At 67.1% G+C, this 14,812-nt stretch carries 13 protein-coding genes and 1 tRNA gene; 8 read left to right on the forward strand and 6 right to left on the reverse strand.

Annotated elements, in window-relative coordinates; translation table 11 throughout:
• Positions 1-317 precede the first annotated feature (317 nt).
• The 3 genes from AC5RTS_RS09145 to AC5RTS_RS09155 all read right to left on the reverse strand — a co-directional run bounded on the left by AC5RTS_RS09145 (position 318) and on the right by AC5RTS_RS09155 (position 4,011).
• Positions 318-881 carry a septum formation family protein gene (locus tag AC5RTS_RS09145; protein ID WP_493991749.1) on the reverse strand — a complete coding sequence of 188 codons (564 nt, stop codon included), beginning with the start codon at positions 879-881 and terminating at the stop codon, positions 318-320.
• A gap of 106 nt (positions 882-987) precedes the next feature.
• On the reverse strand, positions 988-2,880 hold the full coding sequence (locus AC5RTS_RS09150; RefSeq protein WP_493991750.1) for a glycoside hydrolase family 2 protein: 1,893 nt from the start codon (positions 2,878-2,880) through the stop codon (positions 988-990).
• 132 nt (positions 2,881-3,012) lie between these two features.
• Entirely contained in the window at positions 3,013-4,011 is a 999-nt protein-coding gene (locus AC5RTS_RS09155) for a LacI family DNA-binding transcriptional regulator (protein ID WP_493991751.1), read from the reverse strand.
• Between the two features lie 177 nt (positions 4,012-4,188).
• Between AC5RTS_RS09155 and AC5RTS_RS09160 the strand changes: the two genes are divergently transcribed.
• From AC5RTS_RS09160 to galK, 5 genes are read left to right on the forward strand one after another with little or no spacing between them, the layout of a single operon-like run.
• Entirely contained in the window at positions 4,189-5,511 is a 1,323-nt protein-coding gene (locus AC5RTS_RS09160; RefSeq protein ID WP_493991752.1) for an extracellular solute-binding protein, read from the forward strand.
• A 10-nt stretch (positions 5,512-5,521) separates the two neighbouring features.
• Positions 5,522-6,475 (forward strand): carbohydrate ABC transporter permease, encoded by a 954-nt coding sequence (locus tag AC5RTS_RS09165; protein ID WP_493991753.1) that lies wholly within the window; start codon positions 5,522-5,524, stop codon positions 6,473-6,475.
• Between the two features lies 1 nt (position 6,476).
• Positions 6,477-7,439 carry a carbohydrate ABC transporter permease gene (locus tag AC5RTS_RS09170; RefSeq protein WP_493991754.1) on the forward strand — a complete coding sequence of 321 codons (963 nt, stop codon included), beginning with the start codon at positions 6,477-6,479 and terminating at the stop codon, positions 7,437-7,439.
• A gap of 48 nt (positions 7,440-7,487) precedes the next feature.
• Positions 7,488-8,576 carry a galactose-1-phosphate uridylyltransferase gene (gene galT / locus AC5RTS_RS09175; protein WP_493991809.1) on the forward strand — a complete coding sequence of 363 codons (1,089 nt, stop codon included), beginning with the start codon at positions 7,488-7,490 and terminating at the stop codon, positions 8,574-8,576.
• Positions 8,573-9,781 carry a galactokinase gene (gene galK, locus AC5RTS_RS09180; RefSeq protein ID WP_493991755.1) on the forward strand — a complete coding sequence of 403 codons (1,209 nt, stop codon included), beginning with the start codon at positions 8,573-8,575 and terminating at the stop codon, positions 9,779-9,781. Before galT ends, galK begins: the two co-directional genes overlap by 4 nt.
• A gap of 7 nt (positions 9,782-9,788) precedes the next feature.
• Here the strand turns inward: galK and AC5RTS_RS09185 are convergent, their stop codons facing one another.
• The 3 genes from AC5RTS_RS09185 to AC5RTS_RS09195 all read right to left on the reverse strand — a co-directional run bounded on the left by AC5RTS_RS09185 (position 9,789) and on the right by AC5RTS_RS09195 (position 11,081).
• A complete protein-coding gene (locus AC5RTS_RS09185) occupies positions 9,789-10,418 on the reverse strand; it encodes a hypothetical protein (protein WP_493991756.1) in 630 nt (209 codons plus the stop codon).
• Entirely contained in the window at positions 10,415-10,915 is a 501-nt protein-coding gene (locus AC5RTS_RS09190) for a MarR family winged helix-turn-helix transcriptional regulator (protein ID WP_493991757.1), read from the reverse strand. Before AC5RTS_RS09190 ends, AC5RTS_RS09185 begins: the two co-directional genes overlap by 4 nt.
• 78 nt (positions 10,916-10,993) lie before the next feature.
• A tRNA-Ser gene (locus AC5RTS_RS09195) sits at positions 10,994-11,081 on the reverse strand.
• A 62-nt stretch (positions 11,082-11,143) separates the two neighbouring features.
• Between AC5RTS_RS09195 and AC5RTS_RS09200 the strand changes: the two genes are divergently transcribed.
• The 3 genes from AC5RTS_RS09200 to AC5RTS_RS09210 all read left to right on the forward strand — a co-directional run bounded on the left by AC5RTS_RS09200 (position 11,144) and on the right by AC5RTS_RS09210 (position 14,798).
• The gene (locus tag AC5RTS_RS09200; protein WP_493991758.1) at positions 11,144-12,121 is read left to right on the forward strand and encodes an NAD(P)H-quinone oxidoreductase; all 978 of its coding nucleotides are present in this window, start codon (positions 11,144-11,146) and stop codon (positions 12,119-12,121) included.
• A 167-nt stretch (positions 12,122-12,288) separates the two neighbouring features.
• Positions 12,289-14,601, forward strand: coding sequence for a carbon starvation CstA family protein (locus AC5RTS_RS09205; protein WP_493991759.1), 2,313 nt, complete (start codon positions 12,289-12,291; stop codon positions 14,599-14,601).
• Positions 14,598-14,798, forward strand: a complete 201-nt coding sequence (locus AC5RTS_RS09210; protein WP_493991760.1) for a YbdD/YjiX family protein — start codon at positions 14,598-14,600, stop codon at positions 14,796-14,798. The genes AC5RTS_RS09205 and AC5RTS_RS09210 overlap by 4 nt, the downstream gene beginning before the upstream one ends.
• The last annotated feature ends 14 nt before the right edge of the window (positions 14,799-14,812 follow it).

Here is a 14,812-nt window from a genome sequence, read left to right on the forward strand (position 1 = left end):
GCGGTGCGGCAAAGGGGGTGGCGCAAGTGATGCCGTCCGGAGGTGATGGCCGGCCAGCGATGGTGACGGGTGTTACGGGATGACGCTAAATGATGCAGGTTACAACCAGATGACCGCGAGGTGTCCTGCAACGTTGCAGGGCACGGCAGCCAGCCGATACTGCCAGCCCCCCCAGGATGACAGAAAGTGATTGCCAGCACAGTGTACTGGCTCCCACCCCCACTTCCACTTCGCGGGCCCGCCCCCGTCACGGACAGCAAAAAAGCGCTGCCGGCCTCGCGGCCGGCAGCGCTTTTTGAAACGTGGCAGGATCCGCCCTACCGGTCCGCGTCCCTGAAGGACTCGGAGGAGGAATTGCCGAAGGGGCCGAGCACCGTGCAGGCAATTTCCCTGTCATCGGCGTACGCCCAGGATTCAGGGCTGGGCACCAGGTAGGCAGCTTCCAGTTCCGAGCTTTCGTAGGCCCGGCCGACGTACCCTTCGAATTCGGCGGAGCAGAAATCCTGCGCCTCCGTGTCCACGGCGTCTTCCCCCGGGAACTTCCCGGCCGGCAGTGTGGTCAGGGCGTAGACCTCCTGCTCGTGCGGCTGGTCGCAGTGGACCACGTCCACTTCGGCCAGTTGTGCCTGCTCCTCATCAGCCGGCGGATTGGAGAAGCAGTCGCCGATGGCCAGTTCGGTCGCGTCCACGCTGCGGGCCGGAACCTTCGGCGTGGCCGACGGCGAGGGCGATGTGCTCCCCTCTGCCGCGGCGGACGGGGCCGCCGAGCCGGAGCCGGTCTCCGGATCCGACCCGCCGGATCCGGAGCAGCCGCTGAGCAGGCCGGCGAGCAGAACGGTGAGGACCAGCCCGCGCAGGCGGACAGGCTTCGGGTAATTCATCGCTGAGACTCCTTGTTTAGCGGCGCAGACTAGCGGCGCGGATTAGCGGCGCGGCCCACCCCCACGGCGGCCGGAAACCGTGCGTACAGCCTATGGCAGGTGCGCCTTAGTCGGTCCGCTCCTCGTAGGCGGCGGGGCGCTGCTGGATTTTGCGCAGCCGCTCGACGTCGAACTTCTGGCCGCGCTTGAAGTCATAAACTCCGTTCTTTTCCTGGAACACGTCCGTCAGCTGCGTGTAGCAGTACCCGAACATGTTCGGGTCATCGAGCAGGACGTTGGTCAGGCCCTCGAACCGGGCATAGAACTCCTCCTCGGACCGGACGCGGTCACCGTATCCCCAGGAATCGGCCTGGTCGCTGCCGACGGCCTTGCGTTCCTGCTCCGCCTCGGCCGCTTCCTGCTCGTTCCACCAGATGCCGCCGTATTCGGACACAAAGAAGGGCTGGCCGGCGTACGGGACGGAGTACTCGGTCTGTCCGTGCGGCAGCCCGATCTCGCCCAGCGTGGCGGGCCGGTTCAGGAACGGTTTGCCCTCGGCAAGGCCCTGCTGCTCGGTGCGGAAGGCCTCGGGATCCTGCTCGTAGGAGTGCGAGTCGTACACATCGGTCTCCCGCACGCGGTGCGAGTAGCCGGACGCGTCAATGACCGGGCGGGACGGGTCGGCCAGCTTGGTGGCCAGGAACATAGCCCGGGTGACGTCGTCGAGCACCGTAATGCGGTCATGCAGCACCTGGTGGGTCTCATTCAGCGGGCACCAGCCCACAATCGAGGGGTGGTTGATGTCCCGCTGCACCGCTTCCAGCCACTGCGAGACAAACGAGGCATCCGGTTTCTGGTTGGCGCCCATCGGTCCCTGCCCGGAGACGCCCCAATCCCCGAACTCGCCCCAGACCAGGTAGCCGCGCATGTCGGCGTGGAAGAGGAACCGCTCTTCGAAGACCTTCTGGTGCAGCCGGGCACCGTTGAACCCGGCAGCGAGGGAAAGCTCAATGTCATCGATCAGCGCCTGGTCCGAGGGTGCCGTCATCAGGGATTCGGGCCAGTAGCCCTGGTCCAGGACCAGCCGCTGGAAGACGCGGCGGCCGTTGAGCCGGAAGGAATTGCCGTCAATGCCGACCGAGCGCAGTGCGGTGTAGCTGCTGATCCGGTCCACTTCGGTGTCTCCGGTGCGCAGGGAGATCTCCAGGCCGTAGAGCTGCGGATCGCCCACATCCCAGATCCGGACATCCTCCGCCGGCACCGTGAGCACCAGGGACGGCGCCAGGTCATAGGCGGTGTCCACGGAGGCTTCCGCGACCGTGCGCCCGTCCGTGTCGGTGAGGGTGGCCGTCAGCGTGCCGCCGGGGAGGTTGGCGTTGAGCGGTACGGTGACCGAGAAGCTGCGGCCGGCGAGGTTCGGGGTGACCTGGATGCGGGTCACCGCCGTGCGGGGGACCCCTTCCAGCCAGACCGTCTGCCAGATTCCGGTGGTGCGGGTGTACTGGCAGTGCGTGTTGGCATACCAGGTGGCCTGCTTGCCGCGGGCCTGGACCTCGCCGTGCAGGTCACGGGCACGGACGGTGATTTCGACGTCGTCGCCCGGCGCCGCGATGCCGGAGAGATCCGCCTCGAAGGGGGTGAACCCGCCGCGGTGGCGGGCAACTTCGGTGCCGTTGGCCCACACCGTGGCGTCATAGTCCACGGCACCGAAGTGCAGGACCGGACGCAGCCCGGTCCAGTCCGACGGAACAGTGATGGTCCTGCGGTACCAGACGGCATCCATGAAATCGGTTTCGCCGATGCCCGAGAGTTCCGCTTCGGGGGCGAAGGGGACGGTAATGGTGGCGTTGAGCGGGCGTTCCAGCAGGCCGCGGTCCAGTCCCGAGTCGCTCCGGTCAATTTCGAAATCCCAGGTGCCGTTGAGGTTCACCCAGTTTTTCCGCACGAACTGCGGCCGGGGGTGTTCGGGGCGGGGGACATCCGTGGCGGATACGGGCGGGTCAAACGCGGGGAGGGTCATGGAACATCCTTCAGGCGGCGTGAAAATTGTGATCCCAGTCAACCGCAGGGACGACATTATTGCAACGTTAGAATTTTCCAGCGTCATCGTGGGTGTTCCCGCAGTGATCGGGCCTCGGTCAGGGCCGCCGGGTCAGGCGCGGACTGCCGGTGCGGAGGAATCGCGTTCGACGACGCGGTGCGGAATGACCACCTCGCCGGTCAGCTCCCCGAGCACCGAATCCAGTGCGGCCTCGGCCAGCGCGGCAAGGTCCGGAGCCACGGAGGTCAGCCCGGGGGAGGTGTAGCGGACCTCGTCGATGTTGTCCCAGCCCACCAGTGCCAGGTCGGAGGGAACCAGCCGGCCGAGGTCGCGCGCCGCGGCGAGGGCGCCGACGGCGAGCAGGTCATTGGCGCAGACAATGGCGTCCACGTCCGGCGAGCCCAGGATCTGCCGGGCCAGGTCGTAGCCGTCCTGGCGGAACCACGAGCCGGTTGCCGCCACCAGTGCGGCGTCGTACGGCAGGCCGGCAAAGCGCAGGGCCGCCTTGTAGCCCTCGAACCGCTGGCTTCCGGTGGACATGCCTCCGGTGCTGTCGGCGCCCAGGAAGGCAATCCGGCGTCGTCCGCCCTCCACCAGGTGGCGCACCAGATCCACGCTGGAGGCGACATTGTCGATGGCTACGTGGGGCACGTCGGTGCTGATAATGCGTTCGCCCAGGAGCACCAGCGGCGTGGGGTCGGTACGTTTGGCGATGGCCTCGGCGGTCACGGCTGACGGAGAAAAGATCAGGCCGTCAAACAGGCGGCCGTGCCAGCCGTGCAGGTAGTGCTGTTCGACGTCCACCGTGCCGCCGGAAATCTCGATGGAGATGGTGTAACCGCGCTGCTTGGCCGCCTGCTCGAGGGTCTGGGCCAGCACACCGAAGTAGGGATTGTGCAGATCCGGGACCACCAGGGCAATGGCCCGGGTGGAGCCCTGGCGCAGCTGGCGGCCGATCAGGTTGGGCGTGTAGCCCAGTTCCTCCACGGCCTGCAGGACGCGGGCGCGGGTTTCCGGGTGGACCACCGGGCGGTTGTTCATCACGTTGGAGACGGTCTTCCAGGACACCCCCGCACGCTCGGCGACTTCCTTGATCCCCACACGCTTCACTTGCCGGTTCCCTTCCCTGGTCGGACCCCGGGGTTCCGGGCCGGGTATTTCAATGGTTCGTCACCCAGAGTAGACGGTTACCAATTGCTAACGTTAGAATCCACGTCATGTGGTTCAGCTCACCACAGAGTCTGTCCTCAACGATGAGCCAGCACCGAAGGCCAGGAATGGAGCAGGATGAACACCAGATATCCGGACCGCAGGCAGTTCCTGCGGGGAGCGCTGGCCGCTGCCGTCACGGCAGCCGGCGTAGGTGCAGTGGCCGGTTGCGGCAGCCCGGGCGGAAACGGCGGCGGCCGTGCACCGGTGACCGTCTGGGACCCCTTCCAGGGATCCGACGGAGCGAACATGCGCGGCATCATCGCGGACATCCAGGAACGGACCGGGCTCAGCGTTGAACCCACCACGCTCTCCTGGGGATCCCCGTACTACACCAAGCTCGCCATGAGCTCCGCCTCCCAGCAGCCCCCGGACGCCGCCATCATGCACCTGTCACGGATGCCCGGTTACGCACCCGGCGGCCTCCTGGAGCCGTGGGACACGGACCTGCTGGCAGAGCTGGGCGTGGGCGAGAAGGACTTCGCGCCGGCAGTGTGGGAATCCTGCCAGTACGAGGGAAAGCTGTACTCGCTGCCCCTGGACACCCACCCCTTCATCTCCTTCTTCAACCAGGACCTGGCCGAGCGCGCCGGAGTGCTGGCCAGCGACGGAACCATGGACATCTCCTCCCCGGAGCAGCTGCACGAAGTGGGGACCAAACTCGCGGAAGCCACCGGCGGGTACGGGATCAGCTTCGGCTACCTGATGGATACCGCGCAGGCATGGCGGCTGTTCTGGGGGCTGTACCGGCAGACCGGCGGCCAGTGGAGCCTTGAACCGGGACAGAAGGCCGGGCTGGATGAGGACAAAGCCGCGCAGGTGATCGGATCCGTGGCGTCCTGGATGGACGGCAAGGCCCTGACCGAAAGCCTGGACTACGAGGGCGGCCTGGCAGCCTTCAACGGCGGACGGGTCGGCATGATCCTCTCCGGTGTGTGGGAGGTTGCCGGGCTCAGCGCCTCCGTGCCCAACCTCGGCGCCATGCCGATGCCCACCATGTTCGGAACGCCCGCCGCCTACGCCGACTCGCACAGCTATGTGCTGCCGCGGCAGCGGTCCATGACCGAGGAGCACCGCCGCTCGGTCTACGAATTCGTCACCTCGGTCATCCGGGACGGCGGACCCCAGTGGGGCACGGCAGGACACATCCCCGCCTACCTCCCCGCCCAGGACACCGCCGAGTACCGGGGCCTGCGGCCGCAGTCCGACTACGCCGCCGCGGGTGACAACGTGGTGTTTGATCCGCCCGCATGGTTTGCGGGGGCCGGCACCGACTTCCAGAACCAGATGTCCCAGGCCCTTGCCGATGCCTTCCGCGGATTGAAGAAACCAATGGACGCCGTCGGCGGCATGCTTTCCGCCATGGACCGTTTCCTCGCCGCCCCGAATCCGACTGCGTGAGGAGCCAGCCATGACCACCACCACCAACAGTCCCGCCAGCACGCCCCGCCCGCCCGCCGCAGCCGGCACCGGCCTTGTGCCCCGGCGGCGGCCCGGTAAGCCGGCCGCCGCCTCCCGCACCGGCTACTGGTTCCTGGCCCCGTACCTGTTCTTCTTCGCAGTTTTCCTTGTCTGGCCGATCATTTACGGGCTCTGGATGAGCCTCACCGACCGGTCCCTGGTCAATGACGAATCCTCGTTCGCCGGGCTCGCCAACTATTCAGAAGCCCTGACCGACCCGCAGATGTGGTCCAGCCTGGGCAACACCCTGTTCTTTACGGTCATCTCCTCGGTGCCGCTGATCCTGGTCTCCTTCGCCATGGCGTACCTCGTGTACACCGGGCTCAAGGGCCAGTGGCTGTGGCGGCTGACCTTCTTCGCGCCGTTCCTGCTGCCCGTCTCCGTGGTGACTGCCATCTGGGCCTTCCTCTTCACCAACGACTTCGGGCTGATCAACGGTCTGCTGGACCGTTTCGGCATCAGCCAGGTCGGCTGGCTCAGCGACGACCAGGTGGCCATGTGGTCCATTGCCCTGGTCACCCTGTGGTGGACCGTGGGCTTCAACTTCCTGCTCTACCTCTCGGCACTGCAGAACATCCCGGACCACCTCTACGAGGCGGCCCAGCTGGACGGGGCCGGCACCTGGCGGCGGCTGTTCTCCATCACCCTGCCCATGATGAAAAGCACCACGGGGCTGATTGTCCTGCTGCAGGCACTGGCATCGCTGAAGGTCTTTGACCAGATCTTCCTGCTGACCGCCGGCGGTCCCAACGGCGCCACCCGCTCCATCCTGCAGTACATCTACGACGCCGGCTTCACCGGATACCGGCTCGGCTACGCCTCCGCGACCTCCTACATTTTCTTCGCGCTGATTGTTCTGGTCTCCCTGGCCCAGATGTGGTTCGCGAAGCGGAAGGACTCCTGACATGGCTACGTCCACAACAGCGGCAACCGCCCCGGCCGGCTCCGGCCGGGAACCGGCAGGGTCCGACGTCGACGCCCGGGCCCGCGCCCGGGCCCAGAAAAAGCGGGAAGCCGAACACCTGCGCACCCTGACTCTCGGCCCCGGCAAAAAGGGCCGGGCCGCGGCATACACGGTGGTGGCCGTCCTGGCCGCCCTCTGGGCGCTGCCGATGGTCTGGGCAGTTCTCTCGTCCTTCAAATCCGAGGCCGACGTTTCGGCTGCGCCGCTGAAGTTCTGGCCCGAGGGCGGGTGGACGGCGGAGGCCTACCGCAATGTCCTGGCCGCCGGGGACATCCCCCTGTGGATCTGGAACTCGGTCCTGGTCTCCACCCTGGTCACGGTGATTACCGTAGCCATCTCCGCACTGGCGGCCTATGCGTTCTCCCGGCAGAAGTTCCGCGGCCGCCGCTGGCTGTTTGTACTGACCATTGCCGCGCTGATGGTGCCGCCGCAGATCCTGATTGTCCCCCTGTTTGACCAGATGATCGCCCTGCGGCTTTCGGACACGCTCCTGGGTGTTGCCCTGCCGCAGGTGGTGATGCCGCTGATGGTGATCGTGATGAAGAACTTCTTCGACCAGATCCCGGTGGAACTGGAGGAAGCGGCCCGGCTGGACGGGGCGAGTGACTTCCGGGTGTTCTTCTCGGTGGTGCTGCCGCTGTCCCGGTCCATCCTCACGGCGGTCTCGATCTTCGTTTTCATCAGTGCCTGGAACAACTTCCTATGGCCGTTCATCGTGACCAATTCCCCGGAGATCATGACGATCCCCGTGGGTCTGGGTACGGTGAAGAATGCCTATGGTGTGCAGTACGCATCGGAAATGGCGAGCGCCATGATCGGTGCGCTGCCGCTGCTGATCGTCTTTATGCTCTTCCAGCGGCACATCATCCGCGGATTCGCGACATCCGGCATGGGAGGCCAGTAAGTGTCCAGCACGTCCCCGGCTGCGCGGCAGGAAACTGCCGCGCTGCCCATCGTCCACCGCCGCCATCAGCTGGCGGACGGCCGCGAATCGCTGTTCTTCACGGACCGCGGCGGCCGGCCGGTGGAGGAGGTTACCGATGCCCGTCCGCTCGATCCCCGTTCCGGCAACGGCGAGGTCCGCTTCGACCGGCTGACCGGGGAATGGGTGGCCGTGGCCGCCCACCGGCAGTCCCGGACCTACCTGCCGCCTGCGGACCAGTGCCCGCTCTGCCCGTCCACGGACACCCGGGCCTCCGAAATCCCGGCCGGGGACTTCGACGTCGTCGTGTTTGAAAACCGTTTCCCCTCCCTGGGCCCGGCGCTGGGCGAGCTGCCCGACGACGGCGCGCAGCTGTGGGGGAGTCCCTCACCGGCGTTCGGGCGGTGTGAAGTGGTGGTGTTTACCCCCGAGCACAATGCCTCCTTCGGGCAGCTGCCGTATGAACGCGCCCGCACCGTGGTGGAGGCCTGGGCGCAGCGCACCGAGGAGCTCTCCGCACTGCCCGGCATCCGGCACGTGTTCCCGTTCGAGAACCGCGGCCAGGACATTGGCGTCACCCTGCACCACCCGCACGGCCAGATCTACGCCTACCCGTACGCCGCCCCGTATGCGGCGCGGCTGGCTGAACGTTCCCGCCGGCACCTGGCTGAGCACGGGAAGCCGCTGATGGGCGAGCTGCTCCGGGCCGAAACCGAGGCCGGGGACCGGATGGTGCTGCAGGGAGAGCACTTCTCCGCCTATGTGCCCTATGCCGCCCGCTGGCCGCTGGAAGTCCATCTGGTGCCGCACCGCCAGGTGCCGGACCTCGCCGCACTCTCCGGAGCCGAACGCGATGAGCTCGCCGGCCTGTACCTGGATCTGCTGCAGCGCGTGGACGGGCTGTATGACACCCCCACCCCCTACATCGCGGCGTGGCACCAGACACCCGTCACCGCTGCCGACCGGGAGGCCGGGAGGCTGCACCTGCAGCTGACCAGCCCGCGCCGGGCAGCGGACAAACTGAAGTTCCTGGCCGGCTCCGAGGCGGCCATGGGCGCCTTTATCAATGACACCACCGCGGAACAGACCGCCGCGAAACTCCGGGAGGTCCGCGCATGAGCGCCGCCGCCAACGCCGAGCCGCTGCAGGACCGGGCAGAGAGCCTGTCGCGGCGTTTTGCCGAGGTCTACGGCCAGGAGCCCGACGGCGTGTGGCGCGCGCCGGGGCGGGTAAACCTGATCGGGGAGCACACGGACTACAACAACGGTTTTGTGCTGCCCTTCGCGATTGACCGCAGCGCCCTCGTGGCCGTGCGGCTGCGCCGGCCGGGCCAGGATCCTGAAGGCGAGGCCGACGCCGTCCGGCTCGCGTCCACCTATGGGCAGCAGGGCCGGGGGCTCTCGCGGGCTCGGTTCCGGACCGGCGACCTGGTGCCGGGATCAGCGGAGGGCTGGGGCAGCTACCCTGCGGGAGTGGTCTATGCACTGCAGCAGCGTGCCGGGGTCTCCGTCCCCGGCTTTGACCTGCTGCTGGATTCCACCGTCCCGGTGGGCGCCGGGCTGTCCTCCTCCCATGCCGTGGAGGTGGCGGTGATCGTGGCCCTGAACGACCTGCTGGGCCTGGGCCTGGACCGGCCCGGGATGGCCCGCCTGACCCAGTACGCCGAGAACGAGTTTGTCGGCGCCCCCACCGGAATCATGGACCAGTCGGCTTCGCTGATGGGGCAGGAAGGCGGTGCCCTGTTCCTGGATTGCCGATCCCTTGACGCCGAAAACGTGCCGTTGCCGCTGGCGGACCATGGTTTGGAGGTGCTCGTGATGGACACCCGGGTGGCGCACAGCCACGCCGACGGCGGCTACAGCGCCCGCCGGGCGGCCTGCGAGCGCGGTGCGGCTGCCCTCGGCGCGGACTCACTGCGCGATGTGCCGGCCGATGCGGACCTCTCCGGACTGGATGCGGAGGTTCAGCGCCGGGTACGCCACGTGCTGGGCGAGAACCAGCGGGTCCTGGACGTGGCCGCGGAACTGCGCGCCGGAAATGTGGAGGGCATCGGCGAGCTGCTGGTTGCTTCCCACACCTCGCTGCGGGATGACTTCGAGGTCTCCTGCCCGGAGCTGGACCTGGCCGTGGAGGCAGCGCTCGCGGCCGGTGCCCTGGGTGCCCGGATGACCGGCGGCGGCTTCGGCGGCTCCGCCATAGCCCTGATCCGCGCCGACGCCGAGGAAGCCGTCCGGGCGGCTGTGCTCTCAGCCTTCGCGGACAAGGGCTGGAAAGAGCCGGCACTGTTTACCGTCCTGCCCGCCGCCGGCGCGGGGCGGCTCTGAGCTCCCGTCACCTGGGCCCGAGCGGGATGACTGCCCGGCCGTCGCGGGGAACCGGGTCACCCTCCTCGATCGGTGACTGGACAGCGTAGGAGAGGGTTGCGCTATCGCGTCCCCACTGCACGGAAAATGCCCCGGCGCCGAACGGATCGTAGCCGTCATCGGTCAGGACGGTGTCCCGGAGGACGTACACGGGTCCGTGCTGCTGTTCATAGACGACATGCGTCCCGAGCAGCAGGAAACTCCGGTTGTTGATCAGGAGTGTATGGTCCCCCGCCGGGGCCGACACTTTTTCATAGCCTGGCCCTGAACTCAGGAGGGCAATGAATCCGTACCCGGCCAGCAGCGCCAACGCGAGGCAGCTGGCGGCTGTGCCGAGGATGCCGGCGGACCAACGCCACACCCCGTGGCGGACCAGGCCGCTGAACCAGGGAACCATTGCGACCGACGATCCGAGCAGGAACCCCCAGGCTGCGGCCAGGGCAACCAGCCGCAGCTGGCCCGACCCGATTCCTCCGCCCAGATAGACCAAGGTCCCGGCGTCACGGAAGCGGTCAAGCAGATAAGCCAGGGCGACCAGCCCGGCCGCCTGGACCAGCCGGCTGATGCCGGCGATCAGCGCCGGCGGGAGCGCGGTCATCCTTCGCCGCCTGAACCGGTGTCCGAGCCGCTGTCGGACCCGCGGTTCACCTCGGCGTCAATGGCACGCATGCCCTGCTCCAGTGCGCGGAGGTCTTCCACGGCGAGCCGGGCAAGAATGTCGAAATTCAGCTCCGGACGCCCCGAGACGAGCCGGCGGACCAGGGTCCGGCCCAGCTGAGTGGCTTTTACCCGGCGCACCCGCGCATCCTTGGGATCCTCCGAACGCACGGCCACACCCTGCGCGACGAGGCGGTCAATCAGCCCGGACATGGAGGCCATCGAGACGCCGAAGGACTCCGACAGCCCGCGGCCGGTGGCACCCTCCTCCGTGGTGACCAGGATGGTCAGCACCTTCAGCTGCCGGACCGTCAGGTCCGTGGAAAGCAGCGGGTCGAGAAAGGTGGGTACCGAGGAGGACTGCAGTGAATCGGCGAGGCGTTCAAGGTCGCGCAGCAGCCGCTCGCGTTCCTGCTGCTCATTGTCTCCGTCGGTCATGTGTTCACCGTAGTGGCCCGGGGCGTTGCCGCAAATACAAAAAGCGGCCCCATAAAAGGGACCGCTTTTGTCTTTGAGCGGAAGGTAAGGGATTCGAACCCTTGGTACGGGGTTACCGCACACTGGTTTTCAAGACCAGCTCCATCGGCCGCTCGGACAACCTTCCTCACTATGTAGTCTGGCAGAAGGGATGAAATCACCAAAATTCCCCAAAGCAGGAAGGACAGCATGAAAGCCATCGTTATTGGAACACGCGGCGGCCCCGAAGCCCTGGAGGTACAGGATGTGCCGGCGCCTGAAGCCGGACCCGGGGAAGTGCTGATTGATGTCATTGCCGCCGGCATCAACCGTGCGGACGTGCTGCAGCGCCAGGGCCACTATCCGGTTCCGGCGGGAACCTCCGAATATCCGGGCCTGGAAGTGTCCGGCCGGATTGCCGCGCTGGGGGAGGGCGTCGAGGGGCTGGCCGTGGGCACCGAGGTGGCCGCCCTGCTGACCGGAGGCGGCTATGCGGAACAGGTGGCCGTCCCCGCCGTGCAGGTCCTGCCCCTGCCGGACGGCATGGACGCCGTCACCGCAGCGTCGCTGCCGGAAACCGCGGCCACGGTGTTCTCCAACCTCTTTATGGCCGCCGCCGTGCAGGAAGGGGACTACGTCCTCATCCACGGTGCTTCCGGCGGGATCGGCACCATGGCCATCCAGATGGTGGCCGCGTTCGGTGCCGTCCCGATTGTCACCGCCGGATCCGCTGAGAAGCTGGAGCTGGCCGGTTCGCTGGGCGCGCAGGTGCTGATCAACTACAAGGAACAGGACTTCGTTGAAGCGGTACGGGAAGCGACGGACGGCCACGGGGCCGACGTCATCCTGGACGTGGTGGGCGCGAAATACCTGCAGCGGAACCTGGACGCGCTCGCCGTCGCCGGCCGCCTGGTCATCATCGGCCTGCAGGGCGGAGCGAAGGCGGAGCTGAACCTGAACCAGCTGATGACCAAGCGCGCCGCCGTCATCGGCACCACCCTGCGCGGACGTCCCGTGGAGGAAAAGGGTGCCATCATGTCCGCCGTGGGCCAGTACGTGTGGCCGCTGCTGGCCTCCGGGGCCATCCGTCCGCTGGTGGACCGCACCTTCCCGCTGGCGGAAGCAGCCGCCGCGCACGAGTACTTCGACTCCGGCCGGCACACCGGCAAGATCCTGCTGACCGTTTAGCGGATACTCGCTGAACGACGGCGGCCGCTTACCCGGCGCGGCCGCCGTCGCCCTTAACGTGATGTAACACACCCTTGCGGTAGTAACCTCTAGGAGCAGGGCCCACTCCCTGCCTATCGGTATGACGGTCAACGAAGACAACGCCACCGCACACAGAGGGATTCATCATGAGCGAGAAACATCGGCGCCGGGCCGAAACCCCGGACACACCAGGGCCCACGGGCCGGCCGGACGGCGACGTCCTGGAACAGGACCCGGCCCTGCCGCCGGTTGCCGTGGATCCGGAGATCCTCGAAGCTGAAGACCGGCGCTGGACCCCGGCAAAAATCGCCATCTGGGTAGGCATCGCCCTGCTGGGCGGCCTGAGCTGGACCATGCTCGCGGTGGTACGCGGGGAGACCGTGAACGCCATCTGGTTCGTCTTCGCCGCCGTGTGTACCTACCTGATCGGCTACCGCTTCTACTCCAAGCTCATCGAAGCCAAGCTGCTCAAGCCCAATGACCGCCGCGCCACACCGGCCGAATACAAGGCGGACGGCAAGGACTTCGCCGCCACGGACCGGCGGGTTCTCTACGGGCACCACTTCGCCGCCATCGCCGGCGCCGGCCCGCTGGTAGGCCCCGTACTGGCGGCCCAGATGGGTTACCTGCCCGGCACCATCTGGATCATCGTGGGCGTGGTGTTTGCCGGCGCGGTCCAGGATTACCTCGTCCTGTTCTTCTCCATGCGCCGCGGCGGACGGTCCCTGGGCCAGATGGCCCGCGACGAGCTGGGCCTCATCGGCGGCACCGCGGCCCTGATCGCGACCCTGGTCATCATGATCATCATTGTCGCCATTCTCGCCCTGGTGGTGGTCAACGCCCTGGCGGAAAGCCCGTGGGGTGTCTTCTCCGTCAGCATGACCATCCCCATCGCCCTGTTTATGGGCGTATACCTGCGCTACCTGCGGCCGGGCAAGGTCACCGAAGTGTCCGTCATCGGCTTTGTGCTGCTGCTGGCGGCCATCATTGCCGGCGGCTGGATCGCCGACACCCCGCTGGGTGACGCCCTGACCCTCGAGCCGACCACCATCGCCTGGGGCATCATCATCTACGGCTTCATTGCCGCCGTCCTGCCCGTCTGGCTGCTGCTGGCCCCGCGCGACTACCTCTCCACCTTCATGAAGGTGGGCACCATCGTGATGCTGGCCGTCGCCATCATCATTGTCCGCCCGGAAATCAACGTCCCCGCGGTCAGCGAATTCGCCAGCCGCGACAACGGACCGGTAGTGGCCGGCCCGCTCTTCCCCTTCCTGTTCGTCACCATTGCCTGCGGTGCGCTCTCCGGCTTCCACGCCCTCATCTCCTCCGGCACCACCCCGAAGATGCTGCAGAAGGAACGCCAGACCCGCTTCATCGGCTACGGCGGCATGCTGATGGAGTCCTTCGTGGCCATCATGGCGCTGGTGGCGGCCATCTCCATTGACCGCGGCATCTACTTCGCCATGAACGCCTCCGCCGGTGCCACCGGCGGCACGGTGGAAGGCGCCGTTGCCTTCGTGAACAGCCTGGGCCTGGCCGGCGTGAACCTGACCCCGGACATGCTCTCCTCCCTGGCCACTGACGTGGGAGAGGAATCCATTGTTTCGCGCACCGGCGGCGCGCCCACCCTCGCCGTCGGCCTGGCCACCATCATGCATTCGCTGATCGGCGGGCCGTCCATGATGGCCTTCTGGTACCACTTCGCCATCATGTTCGAGGCCCTGTTCATCCTCACCGCCGTGGACGCCGGCACCCGCGTGGCCCGCTTCATGCTGCAGGATTCCATCGGCAACTTCGTTCCGAAATTCCGGGACATGTCCTGGCGGACAGGGGCCTGGGTGTGTACGGCCATCATGGTGGCCGGCTGGGGGTCCATCCTGCTGATGGGGGTCACCGACCCGCTTGGCGGGATCAACACCCTCTTCCCGCTCTTCGGCATTGCCAACCAGCTGCTGGCCGCCATTGCGCTGGCCATCTGCATGGCGATCCTGGCGAAGAAGAACGCGTTCAAATGGCTCTGGATTGTGGTCCTGCCCCTGGGCTTCGCCGCAGTGGTGACCATCACGGCGTCGTTCTACAAGATCTTCTCCCCGGTCCCCGCCGTGGGCTACTGGGCCAACCACGAGGCGTTCCAGGCGGCACTGGCCGAAGGGAAGACCAGCTTCGGTACGGCCAAAACCGTGGAAGCCATGGAGGCGGTGGTGCGCAATACGCTCATCCAGACCACCCTGTCCGTGGTCTTCGTGACGCTGGCGATCATTGTGATCATCACGGCCGTTATTGCCAGCATCCGATCCTACCGGGCCGGCGGCGCCCCGAGCGCGGAGGACCCAGCCGTTCCGTCGCGGACCTTCGCACCGGCAGGTTTCCTGGCCACGCCGGCGGAGAAGGAGATCATGGCCCAGTGGGATGCCCTGCCGGAGGAGAACCGGCCCGGGAAACGGGCAGCGCATTCATGAGCGCCGCAGTTGCCGTCCGGCAGGGCGTGGCCGGGTTCGTGCGGTTCTTCCGGGACGTGATGGGGGAGGACGCCTACCGCAAGTACGCGGACTTCCACGCGGCGTCCGGCTGCGAATCGCCGCTGATGAGCGAGCGGGAGTTCTGGCGGGACAAGATGGACCGGCAGGACGCCAACCCCGAGGGACGCTGCTGCTGACGGCTGCATAGCCG

Source organism: Arthrobacter sp. MDT1-49-2 (genome assembly GCF_059090185.1).

Bases quoted from the DNA above. Each gene is read 5' to 3' on its own strand.
- AC5RTS_RS09190 (WP_493991757.1), bottom strand. From the start codon at position 10,915: ATGACCGACGGAGACAATGAGCAGCAGGAACGCGAGCGGCTGCTGCGC.
- AC5RTS_RS09210 (WP_493991760.1), top strand. From the start codon at position 14,598: ATGAGCGCCGCAGTTGCCGTCCGGCAGGGCGTGGCCGGGTTCGTGCGG.
- AC5RTS_RS09200 (WP_493991758.1), top strand. From the start codon at position 11,144: ATGAAAGCCATCGTTATTGGAACACGCGGCGGCCCCGAAGCCCTGGAG.
- AC5RTS_RS09165 (WP_493991753.1), top strand. From the start codon at position 5,522: ATGACCACCACCACCAACAGTCCCGCCAGCACGCCCCGCCCGCCCGCC.
- AC5RTS_RS09145 (WP_493991749.1), bottom strand. From the start codon at position 881: ATGAATTACCCGAAGCCTGTCCGCCTGCGCGGGCTGGTCCTCACCGTT.
- AC5RTS_RS09185 (WP_493991756.1), bottom strand. From the start codon at position 10,418: ATGACCGCGCTCCCGCCGGCGCTGATCGCCGGCATCAGCCGGCTGGTC.
- AC5RTS_RS09170 (WP_493991754.1), top strand. From the start codon at position 6,477: ATGGCTACGTCCACAACAGCGGCAACCGCCCCGGCCGGCTCCGGCCGG.
- galK (WP_493991755.1), top strand. From the start codon at position 8,573: ATGAGCGCCGCCGCCAACGCCGAGCCGCTGCAGGACCGGGCAGAGAGC.
- AC5RTS_RS09205 (WP_493991759.1), top strand. From the start codon at position 12,289: ATGAGCGAGAAACATCGGCGCCGGGCCGAAACCCCGGACACACCAGGG.
- AC5RTS_RS09150 (WP_493991750.1), bottom strand. From the start codon at position 2,880: ATGACCCTCCCCGCGTTTGACCCGCCCGTATCCGCCACGGATGTCCCC.
- AC5RTS_RS09160 (WP_493991752.1), top strand. From the start codon at position 4,189: ATGAACACCAGATATCCGGACCGCAGGCAGTTCCTGCGGGGAGCGCTG.